The organism is Streptomyces sp. SAI-170 (genome assembly GCF_049739565.1).
Taxonomy (GTDB): Bacteria; Actinomycetota; Actinomycetes; order Streptomycetales; family Streptomycetaceae; genus Streptomyces.
Map to the genome: position 1 here is coordinate 7,320,207 of NZ_JBMGQD010000001.1, position 16,926 is coordinate 7,337,132.

Here is a 16,926-nt window from a genome sequence, read left to right on the forward strand (position 1 = left end):
GCGGATGGGGCTGATCACCGGAACCACGGCGGCGGTCCTCGCCGGACCACGGCTGCTCGCGTGCGGTGCCGTGCCCGCGGCCGGGGCGGCCGTCGGCGCCGCGGCAGGAGCAGCGCGGGCCGGGGTGCGCGGCGCCGACAGCGCGGTGCGGGTCGCCCGCGTCGCGCGCAACGCCCTGCCCGGCGGCGAGCGGTCCTGGCGCTCCGGGCGACGGGCCCACCTCGCGCTCGAGCCCACCGCCCCCGCGCAGGTGCACCGCGCGGGCGGCACTCAGCGCGCCCTGCGCAAGACCGCCGCGGCGCTCGCGGAACGCCCCGAGGTCGCGTACGCCTACTGGGACGGAGGCCTGCGCCGACTGGTCGTGGCCGCCGTCGACGAGGCGGTCGCGGACCGGGTGGTCGAGCGGGCCACGGACCTCGCCGCCCGGCACGGGCTCAGCCCGGCGGGCGGCGGCGTGGAGGAGTTCTCCCACCCCGGCGACCCGGCGGGGGTGCGGTACGCCGCCGCCGCGCTGGCCGCCGACGTGGCCGGTGCCGCCGTCGCGGTCACCGCCCGCGCCCTGCGGCTGCCGCCGACGCCCCGCACGCTCACCGCCACGGTGTCGGTGCTGCGCGAGAACCCCGCCTTCCGCGGTCTGCTGCGCTCCCGCCTCGGCCGCTCCCGCTCGGACCTGCTGCTGGCCGTCGCGCACGCCGCCGCACGGGGCGCCGGCCAGTCGTCGACCTCCTTGCTGCTCGCCGCCTCCCTGCGGGCCCTGCAGCTCGGGGAGACGGTCGCCCGCGCGGCCGCCTTCGACGCCGACCACGACCGGCTGTGCGTCCCCGGCCGCGAGGACGTCGCCGCCGACCGCTGGCCCAGGCCGCCGCTGCGCAGCACCCCCGCCGAGGACTACGCCGGTTCCGCCTCGGCCGGCCGGCTCCTCGGTGCCGCCGCCGCGCTGCTCGTCAAACGCGACACCAACGAGGCCGCCGAGGCGGCCCTGGCCGGTTCGCCCAAGGCCGCCCGCTACGGTCCCGCCGCCTTCCACGCCGTCCTCGGCTGCGCGCTGGCCCGCACCGGCGTCCTGGTCCGCGACACCGACCGGCTGCGGCAACTGGAGACGGCCGGGACGCTGCTGCTGCACCCCAGCGCGCTGTGCCGGCAGCAGGAGTCCGGCGAGGACGTCTGCGACCCGTGGGGCGAGGCCGTGCTGGACGCGGCGCGGCGGGCCGGTATGCGGGTCGTCGTGGTGGACGACCCGGTGGTGGGCGAACTCACCGGCCTGGCCGACCAGGTCGTGGAACCCGGGCGGCCGCTCGCCGACGTCGTCGCCGAGCTGCGCGAACCCGACGGCACCGTCGTGACCGTCGCGCGGCCGCGGTCCGCCGACGACGAGGACGTCCTGTCCGGCCTGCTCGCCGGGGACATCGCCGTCGCCCTCACCGACCCCGGTGCCGCCGTCGCCTGGGGCGCCGACGTGCTCGCGGTGCAGGGTCTGGTCGACGTGTGGCGGCTGTTGGTGGCCGTCCCGGCCGCCCGCCGGGTCGGGGACCACGCGCAGGTGCTCGCCAAGTCGGGCGCCGCGCTGTCCGGGCTGCTCGTCGCCATCGGCGAGTCCCCGCACGGCAGGCGGCGCAGGGGCCTGGCCGCGCTGCGGGACGTGCCCGTCGAGACGGCCGCTGCCGCCTCCCTGTTCAGCGGGGTGCGCGCGGCCCTCGGCGTGGCGGTCACCCGTGCCCCGCACCCGCGGCCGCGCGTGGCCTGGCACGCGCTGGAGACGGACGCCGTGCTGTCCCGGCTGGAGCAGGACCCCGGCGTGCGGCCCGAGGGGCTGGCCCGGACCGCCGACCGGGTGCGGACCAGGGCGCGGTCCGTCGGGCGGACACCGGTGCTGGCGCCCGCCCGCTGGACCCTGAGTCTCGCCCGCGCGGTGCGTGGCGAACTGGACGATCCGCTCACCCCGATCCTCGCCGTCGGCTCCGCCGCCGAGGCCATCCTCGGCTCCGCCGTCGACGCCTTCCTCGTCCTCGGCGCCCTCGACCTCAACGCCCTGGTCGGCGGCGCCCAGCGGCTGCGCGCCGAGCACGCGCTGTCCAAGCTGGTGGCGGAGCAGAAGCAGAAGGCGCGGCTCGCTCCGCGCGAGGAGGCCGAGGCCGGCCAGGACACCGGGGCCCCACCGTCGTACGGCACCGCCCCCGAGGACGAACCCGCCGACGCCCTGCGTACGGTGGACGCCTCCCGCCTCGCCCCCGGCGATGTCATCGACCTGCGTGCCGACGACGTGGTGCCCGCCGACGCGCGGCTGCTGTGGCAGGACGGCCTGGAGGTGGACGAGTCCGCGCTGACCGGCGAGTCGCTGCCCGCGGACAAGCAGACCGACGCGACCCCGCGGGCCACGGTCGCCGACCGGCACTGCATGGTCTTCGAGGGCACGACTGTGGTCGCGGGCCGGGCCCGTGCCGTGGTCGTCGACACCGGCGCTCATACCGAGGCGCACCGGGCCGTCGCCCTGGCCGCACGGACCCCGCCGTCCGCCGGTGTGCAGGCCCGGCTGCGTGAACTCACCGAGAAGGCCCTGCCGATGACCCTCGCGGGCGGTGCCGCCGTCTCGGGCCTGGCCCTGCTGCGCGGTACGCCGATCAGGGAGGCGGTCAGCGGCGGCGTCGCGGTCGCCGTCGCCGCGGTGCCCGAGGGCCTGCCGCTGGTGGCCACGGTCGCCCAGCTGACGTCGGCGCGCAGGCTGAGCCGCCGCGGCGTGCTGGTGCGCACCCCGCGCACCCTGGAGGCGCTGGGCCGCATGGACACCCTCTGCTTCGACAAGACCGGCACCCTCACCGAGAACCGGCTGCGCCTGGTCCGGGTCTCCGACGCCGCGGGGAGCGTGCACCGGCCCGGCGAGGACGGCGCCGACCCCACCCTGCGCGCTGCCGCCCGGGCCTGTCCGCGCCTGGACGGCGGCGACGAGCGCCCCGCGCACGCCACCGACGAGGCCGTCCTGGACGCGGCCGGCCCGGACCCGGAGTGGGAGCAGAGCGAGGGCCGGCCCTTCGAGGCGGCCCGCGGATACGCCGCCGCTGTCGGTCGCGCGGCGGACGGCTCGCCGGTGCTGGTGGTCAAGGGCGCCCCGGAGACGGTCCTGCCGGCCTGCCGCGCCCTGCCCGACGACGCGTCCGACAGGGCGCACCGGCTGGCCCGCGACGGACTGCGGGTCCTCGCGGTGGCCGAACGGAGCCTGAGCGAGGGCGAGTCGGCGGCGGACGTCCTCGAAGAGCCGCTGCAGGAGCTGGAGTTCACCGGCCTGCTGGGTCTCGCCGACACGCCCCGTGAGACGTCCACGGCCCTTGTCGAGGGGCTGAGCAACGCGGGCGTACGACCGGTGATGCTGACCGGTGACCATCCGCAGACGGCCCGGGCGATCGCGGCCGAACTGGGCTGGCCCGAGGACACGGTGGTGGTGACGGGCGAGGAACTCGCCGCGGCGGACCGCTCGGTGCGGGCACGGATGCTGCGTGACGCCGGAGTCGTCGCGCGGGTCGCGCCCGAGCAGAAGCTCCAGGTGATCGAGGCGCTGCGGGACGCGGGCCTGGTGGTCGGCATGGTCGGCGACGGCGCGAACGACGCCGCGGCGATCCGCGCCGCCGATGTCGGCGTCGGCATCCAGGCGCGGGGCTCGGCGGCCGCCCGCAACGCCGCCGACATCGTGCTCACCGGCGACGATCTGACGGTGCTCATCGAGGCGGTGGGGGAGGGGCGCGCCCTGTGGCACGGCGTCGCCGACGCCGTCGCCATCCTGATCGGCGGCAACGCCGGCGAGGTCGGCTTCGGCATCCTCGGCACCCTGCTCTCGGGCGCCGCGCCGCTGTCCACCCGGCAGATGCTGCTGGTGAACCTCTTCACCGACCTGTTCCCGGCGATGGCGGTCGCCGTGACGCCGAAGGGCGAGGAGTCAGGGGCGGAGGACGGCGTACCCGAACCGGGTCCCCAGCCGCTCGGCACCTCGCTGCTGGGCGCCCCGCTGATCCGCCAGATCCGCCATCGCGCCCTGACGACCTGTCTGGGCGCCACCGCGGCCTGGCTGTTCGGCCGCTTCACGCCCGGCACCCGGCGCCGCTCCACCACGATGGCCCTGTGCGCCCTGGTCGGCACGCAGCTCGCCCAGACCCTCGCCGACCGCCGCGGCAGCCCCCTCGTCCGGGCCACCGCGATCGGCTCCGCGGCCGCGCTGTTCCTCCTGGTCGAGACCCCCGGCGCGAGCCAGTTCTTCGGCTGCACCCCGCTGGGCCCCTTCGCCTGGGCGGGCGTGGCCGCGGCGATCGCCCTGGCGGTCATGGGCCAGCGGGCCCTGCCGGGCCTGGAGCGGACGGTGTCCCGGCTGGCCCGGTGAGGGGGCGTGGCCGTCAGACCGAGCGGTGGTACTGGTCCGGCACCCGCACCTCGCCGCCCAGTTCGCGGGCGGCGTGCCGGGCCCAGGAGGGGTTGCGCAGCAGTTCGCGGCCGAGCAGGACCGCGTCGGCCTCGCCGTTGGCGATGATCTTCTCGGCCTGCTCGGCATCGGTGATCAGGCCCACCGCGGCGACCGGCAGGTTGGTCTCGGCCTTGACCCGGGCGGCGAAGGGCACCTGGTAGCCGGGGCCGGTGGGGATACGGGCGTCGGCGACGTTGCCGCCGGTGGAGACGTCGAGCAGGTCGACTCCGTGCGCCTGGAGGTCACGGGCGAAGCGGACGGTGTCGTCGACGCTCCAGCCGCCCTCCTCCAGCCAGTCGGTCGCCGAGATACGGAAGAACACCGGCTTGTCCTCGGGCCACACCGCGCGCACCGCGTCGACGACCTCCAGGGCGAAGCGGGTGCGGTTCTCGTACGAGCCGCCGTAGGCGTCGGTGCGGTGGTTGGAGTGGGGGGAGAGGAACTCGTTGACCAGGTAGCCGTGGGCGCCGTGCACCTCGACGACCTCGAAGCCCGCGGCGAGCGCCCGCCGGGCCGCGTCGCCGAACCGGCCGACGATCTCCCGGATCTGCTCGACCGTCAGCTCCTCGGGCACGACGTGCCCCTCCTTGAACGGCACCGCGCTCGGCGCGAGCGGCGTCCAGCCATGGGCGTCGGCGCCGACCGGCTCGCCGCCCTTCCAGGGCTGGGCGGTCGAGGCCTTGCGGCCCGCGTGGGCGAGCTGGACGCCCGGCACGGTGCCCTGCGCGACGAGGAAGCGGGTGATCCGGCGGAACGCCTCCACCTGCGTGTCGTTCCACAGACCCAGGTCGTACGGCGAGATCCGGCCCTCGGGGCTCACCGCGGTCGCCTCGGTGAGGATCAGCCCGGTACCGCCGGCCGCGCGGGCCGCGTAGTGAGCGAAGTGCCAGTCGTGCGGGACGCCCGCTTCGGGGCCGTCCGGCGCGGCCGAGTACTGGCACATCGGGGCCATCCACACACGGTTGGGGATGGTCAGTTCACGCAGGGTGTAGGGCTCGAAGAGCGCGCTCACTGCGCCTCCATTCGTCGCGGGTCCGATGCCGAGTCGTACGATACTCATCGTAGTACGGGAAATGTCAAACTACGAGAATCCTCGTACAATGAACCTCATGGCCATCACCGCACCCACCGGCAGCCGCGACCTCCCCCATCCGGACCGCGAGGAGATCCGGCTGGAGGACGTCCTGCACGCCCTCTCGGACCCGCTGCGGCTGCAGATCGTGCGGGAACTCGCCGGCACCGGGGGCGGGGAGCTCACCTGTTCCCAGTTCGTGGTGCCGGTCGCCAAGTCCACGACGACCCACCACTTCCGGGTGCTGCGCGAGGCAGGCGTGATCCGGCAGATCTACCGGGGCACGGCCAAGATGAACGGCCTGCGCAAGGACGACCTGGACGCTCTCTTCCCGGGCCTTCTCGACGCCCTCCTGGCCGGCGCCGACCGCCAGGCCGCCCGGCTCGGCTAGGGCCTTTCTTCCAGACCCCGCGACGCCGGCATGATCCGGAAGACAGGCCCTAGACCGCCGGCCGGCCGAGCCTCGGGCGGCCGGGTGCGCGCAGGGTCCAGCCGGCCGCGCGCCAGAGAGCGGCGTCGAGCGTGTGCCGCGCGTCCACGACGGCCGGGACGCGCACCACGGCGGCGAGGGCCCCGGGGTCGAGTCCCCGGTACTGGGCCCACTCGGTGAGGTGCAGGACGACATCGGCCTGTTCGCAGGCCTTGGTGACCTCCAGGGCGAACTGAAGGTCGGGATGGGCCGCTCGGGCGTTGTCGACCGCCTCCGGGTCGTGAACCCGGACCTGGGCGCCCCGTTGCCGGATCGCCTCCGCGACGGCGAGGGCCGGCGAATCGCGGACGTCGTCGCTGCGCGGCTTGAAGGCGGCTCCCAGGATTCCGACGTTGCGACCGGCGAAGGACCCGCCGACCATCCGTTCGGCGAGGCGGACGACCCGCAGACGCTGCCGGGTGTTGATGGCGTCGACCTGACGGAGGAAGGCCACCGACTCGCCGAGGCCGAGTTCCTCGCCATGGGTGGCGAGCGCCCGGATGTCCTTGGCCAGGCAGCTGCCGCCGAAGCCGAGACCGGGGACGAGGAAGCCGGGGCCGATCCGGGAGTCGGCGGCCATCCCGCCGGCCAGTGTCAGGACGTCCGCGCCGGTGGCGTCGCAGATCTCCGCCATGGCGTTGATGAAGGAGATCTTCGTCGCGAGAAAGGCGTTGGACGCGAGCTTGACCAGCTCGGCGGTCGCGGTGTCCGTGACGATGAGCGGCGTGCCGGCCCGCGCCATCGGCGCGTAGATCTCCCGCAGCCGCGCCTCGGCGTGCGGCGTACGGACACCCGCGACGACACGCTCGGGCCGCAGGGTGTCCTGGATCGCGTGGCCCTCGCGCAGGAACTCGGGGTTCGAGGCGACGTCGGCGGCCGGGCCCAGCCGGGCGACGAGCCGCTCCGCCGTACCGACGGGCACGGTCGACTTGCCGACGAGCAGGACCTCGTCGCGGCCGCACGCCCGTGCGTACGACATCACGCTGTCCGCGGCGGCCCGGAAATGGCTCAGGTCGGCCGCGCCCGAGTCGCGCCGCTGGGGCGTGGGGACGCACAGGAAGTGCGTGTCGGCGAACTGGACAGCCTCGGCCAGGGAGGCCGTGAAGCGCAGCCGGCCCGAGGCGACGGTCCGGCGGAGCAGGGCGGCCAGGCCCGGCTCATGGAAGAAGGGACGGCCGGCGGCGAGGGCCGTGGCCTTCTCGGGGTCGATGTCCACGCCGAGGACGGTATGGCCGAGATCGGCCATGCAGACGGCGTGGACCGCTCCGACGCGTCCGGTGCCGATCACTGTCATTCGCATGTCCGTCTCCCAGGGTGGCCTAGTCCAGCCGCCGGATCATCGCCGCGTAGTCGTCGAGCGAGGAACCCGGTGTCCCGTCGTAGAGGTTGTCGTCGAAAGCCCACATCAGGCCCTGGAGGTGACAGGACCGGACCTGGGCGGCGGCGTCGTCCATCACGCCGCTGTAGTACGGATGCACATGCGTGCCCGCGCTCTCGCCGCTGACGGCGAATCCCTCGCGTCGGGCGATCGCGGTGACCCAGCGCACCGAGGACCAGCCCCGTACGCGGGCGTCGTCCACGGCATCGAGGTCGACGGCCGCGTCCGCGACGGGCCGGCAGGAGTTCGCGGGAGGGTCGCCCGTTCCGTTGACCAGGGACGTGGCGACGATCTGGACGTCCTTGTCCTGCCTCAGCTTCCCGATCGTCCGGTAGAAGCCGGCGCCGAGACCGAGCAGTTCGCTGACGTCCGGCCCGGCGAAGTACTCGTCCACGGCCTCCGCGTAGTCGCTCGGGTAGTAACCCTGGCCGGGGACCAGCACCTTGAGCAGACCGCCGTACCCCAGCGAACGGTAGGTGCGCTGCTGCCAGTTGACGGCGTCGGCCAGAGCGTCGAGATACCAGTCGTACCAGCGGGCCGCCTCTTCCCGGCTGAAGTGCGCGCCGCGGTACTCGCGCTGTCCCGGCCGCCAGCCCGGGTACGGGTTGGGCGGCACGGTGGCCGCCCGCTCGTCCGGCGGCGACTTCCGCTGGGCGTTGCTGTCGAAGGCCCAGTAGTCGGGGCCGGGGCGGTCGTCGTCCGGCACCTCCGGCGGATAGGTGAACTCGCCGTGGTCGTTGGTCCCGAGGCGGATGGCCCAGAAGTTGTCCAGGCCCACCTTCTCGTCCAGGACCTGGACGTAGCGGCGTACCTCGTTCCTGATCTCCTGGCTGAAGACGATGTTGGCGACGGCCTCGTAGCGGTCGCCGTGCTCGTCGGTGAACGTCGCGTCGGGGTACTGCTCGTACACCCACTCCGGGGCGTGGTTGATGCCGATCCCCACCTCGACGCGGGCGCCGGCGTCACGCAGGGTCCGCAGTTGGTCCTTGATCTGATGGACATAGCCGTCGTCGTACTCACCGTCCTCCGGTTCGAACTGCTCCCAGCGGATGGTGATGTGCGCCACGTCGATGCCGTTGCGGTGCTCCAGACGCGCCTTGTCCGGGTCGGTGCGGAGCGTGCCGAAGTAGTACGACGGACGCTCCGCTCGAGAGTCCGCCGGACGGTCCCTCGGCAGGGCGAGCACCGCTCCGCCGGCCAGGACCGCGAGGGCGAGTCCGGCCAGCAGCTGACGGCGCCGGGCGGTCCTCATGGCAGCAGCTCACGGTAGAGATCGGCGTACCGCGCGGTGAACCGGTCGACGCCGAACCGGGCTTCCACCGCGCGCCGGCCCCGCTCGGCCAGCAGGTCCCACCACCGGGGCTCCTGGAGCAGCCGGCACAGCTGCCGGCCCGCTCCCGCGGGGTCGTCCCGCGGGGCGCGCACCACCGCGTCACCGAGAGCGCGGAACTGGGGATGGTCGCTCAGCACCGCGGGGCGCCCGGTGGCGAGGGCCTCCAGGACCGTCAGGGGGATGTCCGCCTTCCCGCCGAGCCGGCGCGGCAGGTGCAGCAGGACGTCCGCGCGGTCCATCAGCGACCGCATGTCGTCGACGGCGCCGAGCACCTCGACGTCGGGGAGGCCGTGCTCCTGCGCCCGGGCGCACAGCTCGGCCCGCAGCGCCCGCGGGTTCTGCCCCGACCGCGGCCGGAGCGCCATGACCAGCCGTAGGCGCGCCCCGGCCGCGGCGGCGGCCGCGACGGCCGCGAGGCTCTCCTGCGCGCCTCCCGCCGGGTCGTGATGGCCGGTCACCAGGACGACCGGCACGGCGTTCGACGACCGCGGACGCCGTGGCCAGCGGTCGATGCGCAGGGGAGGCGGGATCACGGACACGTCCCCGAAGCCGGCCCGGAGCAGGTCGCCCGCGGTGGCTTCGGAAAGCGCCACGGTCCTCCCCAGGGGACGGCACCGGCGCAGCAGGGCGGGGTCTCTGACCCCGGGCACCGTGTGCAGCACCGGCCGGCCGCGCAGGAGCGGCGGCCAGAGCCGGGAGAACAGCGGATAGCCCGAGCCGATCGTCAGCACGGCGTGGACCAGGTCGGCCCGGCGCCCCAGGACGGTGCCGGCGGCGGCCACCTGGAGCCGCTGCCATGGATGGGGCAGTCCGTCCAGGGACACGACGGGAACCGGCCGCCCGCCGGCCACCCGGGGCCGCAGGCCGCGGCTCGGCCAGCGGGTGAACCACAGGAAGTCGACGTCCGGCACGGTCTCGGCGAGCACCGCCGCCAGCTGGATGTCGGCGCCCTCCTGCCCCTCCAGCGGCCCGCTGGTCAGGAGCAGCACGCGCGGCCGGGCGCTAGTGGCGCGCATCGGGCTGCCCCTTGGCGGAGCGCTGGGGCGGCAGCAGGTAGAGGGCCACCGTGCCGTACATGTCGCTGTGGGTGCTGTGGAGCAGCGTGCCGTTGCCGACGACGCGCCGCATCTGCTCCGGCGTGAAGCGTCCATAGCCGTCCTCGAGCAGTTTCCAGGGGACGACGAGGTAGCGGAACTCCGTCGGGTGCGGTCCCAGCCGCCTGACGTCGTAGATGTCCCTGAGCACCCAGCCGGTGATGCCCCGCGTGGTCACCCCGTCCGCCGAGATGACGGTGCTTCCCTTCGGCACGTGGGCCGTCATGTAGCTGCGCATCTGCGCGTAGCCGTCCTCTATCTGCGTCCGGGATCGCGCATAGGACACGCTGGAGGCGGTCACGACCGCGACGACGAGGACCGCCGCCGCGGCTCGCAGGACGCCGTGCCGGCGGCTGGGAACCGGCCGTTTCGCCACCACCCCGGAGAAGGCGACGGTCACCGCCGCCAGGTTGGGGACCACGAGCAGGTAGAGGAACTGCTCCTCCAGCGTGCCCAGCGCGAGCGCGTACCCGAGCGTGATCCCCGCCGACAGGTGGAACAGGACCAGCAGGCGGTGCGCCCGGTCCCGGCGCCGCAGCAGCAGGACCAGCGCGATCGGTCCGAGGGCGAGCAGGAGGTAGGTGGGCCAGAAGGTGGGCAGCTCCTCGTAGAGGCGCTCGGACAGCGAGTTGCCCCTCGGGGCGTTGAACCCCGTTGCCTGGACGAGTCCCAGGAGGCGGCGGATGCCGTAGGTCTTCACGTTCCAGTAGAGAGGGAAGTGTCCCGAGGCCACGACGATGCTCACATAGACGCCGTAACAGGCCACGGCGACACCGGTGGTCAGGGCCACGAGGCGGCGTGGAGGCCCCCACTTCAGGACCAGCGCCAGCACCATGGGCAGCAGCGTGATCAGCGTGCTGTGCTCCTTCGTCAGAATGGCCAGGCCGAAGCACAGCCCGGCGCCCGCGGCCCGCAGTGCCGCCCGTCTGGGCAGCGGGTCCTTGGTGAGGGCGAGGAGCAGCACATAGCCCGCCACGACCCACAGCATGGTCTCGGTCTCCAGCTGCGCCCGGTTGTTGTGCCGGAGGCAGTACGGGTCGACCGCGAAGATCAGGCCCGCGACGAGACCGACCCGCCAGGTCGCCAGACGGCTGACGAAGAGCACCAGCAGTGCTGCCGTGGCGGCTGCCAGCACGGCGTTCAGGGCCCTTCCGTCGTACACGCCGACGACGACGTCGGGCGGGTCGCCGAGCAGGAGGCCCCAGCCGGCCCGCAGATAGAAGAAGCCTGGCGGGTGCAGGAAGAACAGCCCGTTGTCGTCCCGGGGGAAGCCCCCGTGCCCGGCGCTCTCGCTCAGCTCGTAGTAGATGATCTCGTCGATGAACAGGTCCGCCGAACGTTCCGAACCCAGCAGTCTCAGCAGGCCGGTCAGCACGGCCACTGCGGCGGCGACGGGAAGCAGCGGCGTCGTGGCCGCTCGGACCCGGGACGGCGTGGGGCTGGGAGCTGTCGTCGTGATCACCGTGGTCTCCGGCTGGCTGCTGTGTCGGCGGGACGGGTGTGCCGCACCCCACCACGTGCGGGGACGTCGAGGTCCGCGGCGGGTTCGTCGAGGACTCGCTCGACGAGGGAGAGGTAGTGCTGAGCCATGGCGTCGGCGGTGAACCGCCGTGCCGTGCGGGCGGCTTCCTCACCCAGACATGCGCGGCGGACGGGGTCGGCGGCGAGCTCCTTGATCCGGTCGGCGAACAGACCGACGTCGAAGGCCGGTACCCGCACCACGCCGGCGCCCCCGGTCCAGCGCAGGGCGGGCAGATCGAAGTGCACGACGGCTTTGCCGTGGGCCATCGCCTCCAGCGCCACCACACCGAACGTCTCCTGGCGCGACGGCATCACGACGAACGTGCTGCCCTGGATCAGACGGCGCTTGCGCTCGCCCTCCACATGCCCCACCGCGCGCACCGCCGGCAGGCACCCGCCCGTGTCGCCGGTGGGCAGGCGCAGGGCGGCGAGGAGCCGCGCCAGCCGCTGTTCCTCGGCCTTGGTGCCCCGGCCGGCGAGGACCAACGGCAGGCTCACGCCGGACGCGGCATAGGCGGTGAGCAGGAGATCGAGGCCCTTCTGCCAGGTGTCGATCCGTCCCAGGAACAGCAGATAGCCCTGGTCGCCGGCGGCGGCCTCGTCCCGCTCCACGGCGTCCGGCGTGGTCGGGTCGACACCGTTGGGGATCACCTCGACCGCGGTACGGGGACTCAGCCTGCGGATCTCCGCCGCGTCGGCGTGGTTCATGACGATCAGGTCCCGGTAGCGGCGGTAGCCGACGCGTTCCACGAAGCCGAACGGGAGGTGGTACTTGCGCCGCATGAACTCGCCGTAGCGGACCTTGTCGATACCGACGACGGGGGCGCGTGCCACCAGCGGCAGCAGGCCCGCCGGGAAGGGCGGGGTGAAGTTCTCCAGCCACAGGTCGTACGAGAGGCGCCGGGCTATGAACGGGAGCATGGCCTGGAACAGGATCTGCCCGCCGCGCGGTCCGGCCCAGGACACCGGCAGGATCCGGTACGTCACCGCGCCCTCGGTGCGGGTCAGGGCGTGCCGGCCGGCGGTGACCACCGTGACCTCGAACTCCGTGGCGAGGCTGCGGGCGACCCGTTCCAGGGTCACGGCGCTGCCTCCCGCGTACTCGCGCAGGCCGGTGTTGTCGAAGTTGGAGATCACGACATGGCGCCGCCGTACGTCCGCGGCAGGCGCGCCCGCGGCCCGCGCCAGGACCAGGCGCAGCGCGTCGGCCGACTGCAGGGAGACATGCCGACCGGCCTGCATCCGCCGCACCGACGGTGAGTGTCGCGCCCACCGCTCGTACCGGACGGTCCGGCCGTCCGCCGGTCCGGCTCCGCGGAGCCGCGCTCCGAGTGGCGTCGGCGGGCCGTCGAACAGCAGGGTGACGTCGTAGCGGCCGATCAGCCGGGTCAGCCTGCGTGCGGTGGCGGAGTCCGGGGCGGGGTCGAACTTCGCCAGGGTGTCCAGGGGGCCCCGGTCGGTGATGATCACGGTGGGCCGGCCGTGCCGGCGCCGCAGGGACCGGCGCGCCACCGCGAGACGGGTCCGCAACTCGACGGTCTCCACGAGCGCGTGGCCCTGAGCCACCCGCAGGCGCAGGGCGGCGCGCAGACCGTGCCCTCGCGCCGGCTGGTCACGCCAGTGGCGGTGCAGGTGCAGCCGCCGGCAGAACACGCAGCCGTAGCAGTGGAAGCCCGCCACGGCGTATCCCCGTCGCCGCAGAGTGACCGTGAGCAGGTGGGTCAGTGTGGTCTTGCCGCTGTGGTCGGGGCCGGACACCGCCACCATGAGCGGCCGGGCCACCGTGCTCGTCGAGGTCATGAGCGGCCTCCCCTCATGGTCTTGGTGACCACCAGCGGCAGGCGCAGCGCGGCCTCGCGCGCGGCGGTGCGCCCTGCCCCGCGGCCGGCGAGGTGCCGCGCGTGCTCGGCACCGGCACGCAGCGACACCGGCACGGGCAGCGGCACGGGCAGCGGCACCGCGTCGCCGTTGTCGAGCCGCTCCACGGCCGCCGTGGCCACGCCGAGGGTCGCCAGGAAGCCGGACTGCCAGCCCTCCCGCGCCGCGTGCCGTCGGGCGCGGGCGATGACGTCCGGTCGCAGCAGGGGGCGCAGGGCCAGGAGTTCGGAGAGGTTCAGGGTGAGGTTCTGGAACAGGGCGTGCGCCAGCCAGATGCGCAGTGCGGCCGCCTCCTGCGGCAGCAGACAGCCGCAGGACGGGTCCGGTGCCGCTTGGGCGAAGAGCCGGTCGGCGGGGATGACGGGTACGCCGAACCAGGAGACGGCGGAGTGCAGATGCGCGGCCGGTCCGCGGGGCGGCCGGAGCAGGATCTTGGTGGAGCGCTCCAGCCAGTACGTCTCCCGGTGTACGGCCCACCCGGACAAGGCCTGTTGGGCGTCCTGCCAGTGGGCGGCGGGGACCACGAGATCGAAGTTGTCGTAGGTGTAGACACCGGCCGGGTCCCCCTTGATGAGCACCGCGGGGACGCCGTGGGCACGCAGGCGGTCGGTGGCCTCGGCGAGGTTGTCGCGGAAGTCCCGGGTGGCCTCCTCGGCTTCTGCCAGCGTGTCCGCCAGCTGTTCGGGGTAGGCCCGGGCGAGGTGGCCCTCCACCTGGTTGCGCCGGGCGAGGGTGAGGGCGCGGCGCAGCGTGTCGTCGGTGGCGGGGGGAGGTGTGCCGGTCCAGAGGGCGTCGCGCAGCACGCGGGTGGCGTCGCCGTCCGGTGCGGGCGGGCGCGGTGCCGCCGCCGTGGCAGGGCCGGCTGCCGGGTCGGCCGGGGGCGTACCGCGGTGACGGAGGAAGCGCGCGGCCGTGCGGACGCCGGCCAGCGTGGCGACCGCCAGCCAGATCAGGGGGACGGGCCGGACGGCGATCAGGACACCGGTGATCAGCAACGGCTCCAGCAGGGCGGGCCGGGCGAGGAACCCGATGCCCCGCCGGCGCATCTGCCGTCCGACGAGCAGGGCCGCCGCCGGTACCGTCCCGCACACCGAACCCGCCGCGAGGCCGATGATCCCGCCGGCCTGCCATCCGAGCAGCGGCGCCGCCACGCACAGCACGAGGCCCACCGCCTGGGTCCGCACGCACCGGAAGTCGTCGACCGCCTGGGAGAACGTGGCCGCGAGGTTCAGCGCGCCGACCGCGCAGCCGGACACGGCGGCGAAAGCCAGCAGTGCGCTCATCCGGCCGTAATCGGCGGGGAAGAGAACGCCGATCACGGCGGAGGGAACCGTCGCGCAGACGGCCGAGACGGGCAGGGCGATGACGAGGTACATGCGGACGGCGCTCGCGGTCAGCGAGGTCGTGTCGCCGCGCCGGGACAGGGCCGGGAAGAACGCCGTGGAGATGGCACTCGCCAGGAACAGCGGCACCCTGCCGAGCATGGCGCTGGCCTGGTAGCTGGCGGCGTCCGCGTCCGCCACGGGCAGCAGGGCGACCAGCACCACGTCGGCGGAGGCGACCAGGGCGACCATCGCCTGCACGGCGGCGATGCCGCGGACCCGGCGTCCGAGGTCGCGGTGGACGCGCGTGCGCGGCCGACGGACGGTCCGTGCGGCGTGGGCCCCGTAGGGCCAGCAGACCACGAGCGGCAGGACGCAGATGCCGAGGGCGGCGACGGCACCGGTGTCGCTCAGTCCGACGACGGCCACCAGCAGCACGCCCGCGGCGAACTTCAGCGCCGCCTCACTGACCGTGATGCAGGCCAGGGTGCGCAGCCGTTCCGTGCCCTGCAGCCAGCCGAGGGTCGTGGTGGTGACGTACATGAGCAGGGTGGCCAGGGCGAGCATGAGGGTGGTGGCGGGACCGGCGAACTGCCCGGCGATCACGGCGACCACGCCGGCCGCGACCAGGCCGGACACCAGTCCGAGGGCGGCGGTGAACCGGATCGCTCCGGCCCGTTCGGCCTGCGAGCCGGCTCGGGCGAGGGCCTGCGCGAGCACCCACGGAAGGGCGACGAGCGCCACGCTCGCCGCGGCCAGCACGACACGCTGTCCGGCGGCGAACACCGAGAAGGCCCGTACGTCCAGCAGCCGGGTCAGGACGAGTGCGTAGCCGTAGTTGAGCACTCCCACGGCCACCGCGCCGGTGGTGATCCAGCGGGCGCCGCGCTCCGCCGTGCCGTGGTGGGGCGCCGGCGGGGGCGGCCGGCGCGGCAGACTCGGTGCCGTGTGGTCGAGACCGGTGTCCGACACGGTCATGAGCCTTCCTTCCCGCCCAGCAGAAGGTCCCGTCGCCCGGCGAGCCGGGTCTGGGAGATCTCGCTCTCGCTCACCCCGAGCCGGCGCAGCACGGCACGGGCCTGCACCTCGTCGCAGCCGTGGAGGAGCACCTGGAAGGAGGTGCCGGACCGGTCCCACTCGTCGGTGTCGCGCAGACCGCGGCGCAGGGCGCGTTCCATGGCGTCGGCGTCCCCGTCCCCGGCGTGGAACCGGGTGCGCACGGTCAGGTCGACGGTCCGGCGGCGGGAGCGGCGGTGGCGGTGGATGCGGTGCAGTTCCTCGACCACCACCGCGGCGAGCCGCTCCGCGCTGTGGTCCCAGGAGAACGCCCGGCTCCAGCGACGGCACCGCTCGGCCCACCGCTCCCGCTCGGCGGGGTCGGCGAGCTGCTCCAGGGCGCTCTGGACGCCGTCCGCGAGGTCGGTGTCGGGCGCCAGCAGCCATCCGGTGGAGCCGTCCAGGACGGCGTCGCGCAGGCCGGGCACGTCGAAGGCGAGCGCCGGCTTGCCGAGGGCGTTGGCCTCGATCACCGTGAGCCCCCAGCCCTCGGCGGCGGAGGGCACGACGGTCAGCCAGGCGCGGGCCAGTACCTCCCGCTTGCGCTCCTCGTCGACATGGCCGTGGAACGTCACGCTCTGCGCCACCCCGAGGCGGGCGGCGTACTCGCGCAGCCGGGGCAGGGCCTCACCCGTGCCGCAGATCTCGACCCGCAGCTGCGGGGTGCCCGCCAGGAGCTTGGGCAGTGCGCCGATGAGCAGATCGACCCTCTTGTGCGGCACCAGCCGGCTCACGACGGCGACGGTCGGGGTGGCGGCGACGGGCGCGGGAGCGGGGTCGGACGCGAGTGGTTCCGGAGCGCCGTTCGGGACGATGTGGGTCGGATTGCGGAAGCCGAGGACGCGGCGGATTCCCTCACGGGTGGACGGCGAGACGACGACGATCGGACGTCCTCGGTAGACCCACTTGCTCAGCCGCTTCTCCATGAACCGCCCCAGGGCGTTGAGCGGCCAGGGGAACCAGACGTCGAACTGTTCCTGGTGCACGTGATGGATGACGCAGATGTCGGCGGTCCAGCGCGGTGTGAACACGGGGGAGTAGAAGGGGATGCCGTTCTGGAAGTCGATCACCGCGTCGTACGCGTGCCGGTGGCTCAGCAGGTGCCACGCGGCGGCGGCGTAGACGCCGAACGCACCGCCGCCGCGGAGGATCCGGACGCCGTCCTCCTGGACCGTGCGGCGGGCGGCGCCGGGATGACGGGCCGTGAAGACGGTGACCGCGGCGCCGGCGTCGGCGAACCGCCGTGCCATCTCGAAGCAGTACGCCTCGGCGCCGCCGGCCTGGGGGTGGCCGGGACCGCGCCAGTTGAGGAAGAGGACGTCCGTCGTGGACAGTCGGTCGAGCGCAGTAACCACCGTG

10 protein-coding genes are annotated in these 16,926 nt (G+C 74.3%); 2 read left to right on the top strand and 8 right to left on the bottom strand.

The genetic code is table 11. From position 1 onward, the window contains the following. Positions 1–4 precede the first annotated feature (4 nt). Positions 5–4,363, top strand: a complete 4,359-nt coding sequence (locus RKD23_RS33020; RefSeq protein WP_424857018.1) for a cation-translocating P-type ATPase — start codon at positions 5–7, stop codon at positions 4,361–4,363. Between the two features lie 13 nt (positions 4,364–4,376). Here RKD23_RS33020 and RKD23_RS33025 read toward each other — a convergent pair whose 3' ends face one another. Next, a complete protein-coding gene (locus RKD23_RS33025) occupies positions 4,377–5,456 on the bottom strand; it encodes an NADH:flavin oxidoreductase/NADH oxidase (RefSeq protein ID WP_424857019.1) in 1,080 nt (359 codons plus the stop codon). A gap of 97 nt (positions 5,457–5,553) precedes the next feature. Between RKD23_RS33025 and RKD23_RS33030 the strand changes: the two genes are divergently transcribed. Then, positions 5,554–5,907: an ArsR/SmtB family transcription factor gene (locus RKD23_RS33030; protein WP_424857020.1), complete on the top strand. Its 354-nt coding sequence runs from the start codon at positions 5,554–5,556 to the stop codon at positions 5,905–5,907. A gap of 49 nt (positions 5,908–5,956) precedes the next feature. On the opposite strand, the gene RKD23_RS33035 is transcribed toward RKD23_RS33030, so the two are convergent. From RKD23_RS33035 to RKD23_RS33065, 7 genes are read right to left on the bottom strand one after another with little or no spacing between them, the layout of a single operon-like run. Then, on the bottom strand, positions 5,957–7,285 hold the full coding sequence (locus tag RKD23_RS33035; protein WP_424857021.1) for a UDP-glucose dehydrogenase family protein: 1,329 nt from the start codon (positions 7,283–7,285) through the stop codon (positions 5,957–5,959). Positions 7,286–7,304: 19 nt separating this feature from the next. Beyond that, entirely contained in the window at positions 7,305–8,615 is a 1,311-nt protein-coding gene (locus RKD23_RS33040) for a beta-galactosidase (RefSeq protein ID WP_424857022.1), read from the bottom strand. Further along, complete coding sequence (locus RKD23_RS33045; RefSeq protein ID WP_424857023.1) at positions 8,612–9,712, bottom strand: glycosyltransferase family 4 protein; 1,101 nt, start codon at positions 9,710–9,712, stop codon at positions 8,612–8,614. Before RKD23_RS33045 ends, RKD23_RS33040 begins: the two co-directional genes overlap by 4 nt. After that, positions 9,699–11,252: an ArnT family glycosyltransferase gene (locus RKD23_RS33050; protein WP_424857024.1), complete on the bottom strand. Its 1,554-nt coding sequence runs from the start codon at positions 11,250–11,252 to the stop codon at positions 9,699–9,701. The genes RKD23_RS33045 and RKD23_RS33050 overlap by 14 nt, the downstream gene beginning before the upstream one ends. Then, a complete protein-coding gene (locus RKD23_RS33055) occupies positions 11,249–13,111 on the bottom strand; it encodes a glycosyltransferase family 4 protein (protein WP_424857025.1) in 1,863 nt (620 codons plus the stop codon). Before RKD23_RS33055 ends, RKD23_RS33050 begins: the two co-directional genes overlap by 4 nt. Then, on the bottom strand, positions 13,108–15,489 hold the full coding sequence (locus tag RKD23_RS33060; protein WP_424857026.1) for a lipopolysaccharide biosynthesis protein: 2,382 nt from the start codon (positions 15,487–15,489) through the stop codon (positions 13,108–13,110). Before RKD23_RS33060 ends, RKD23_RS33055 begins: the two co-directional genes overlap by 4 nt. After that, positions 15,486–16,922, bottom strand: coding sequence for a glycosyltransferase family 4 protein (locus tag RKD23_RS33065; protein ID WP_424857027.1), 1,437 nt, complete (start codon positions 16,920–16,922; stop codon positions 15,486–15,488). Before RKD23_RS33065 ends, RKD23_RS33060 begins: the two co-directional genes overlap by 4 nt. Between the last annotated feature and the right edge of the window lie 4 nt (positions 16,923–16,926).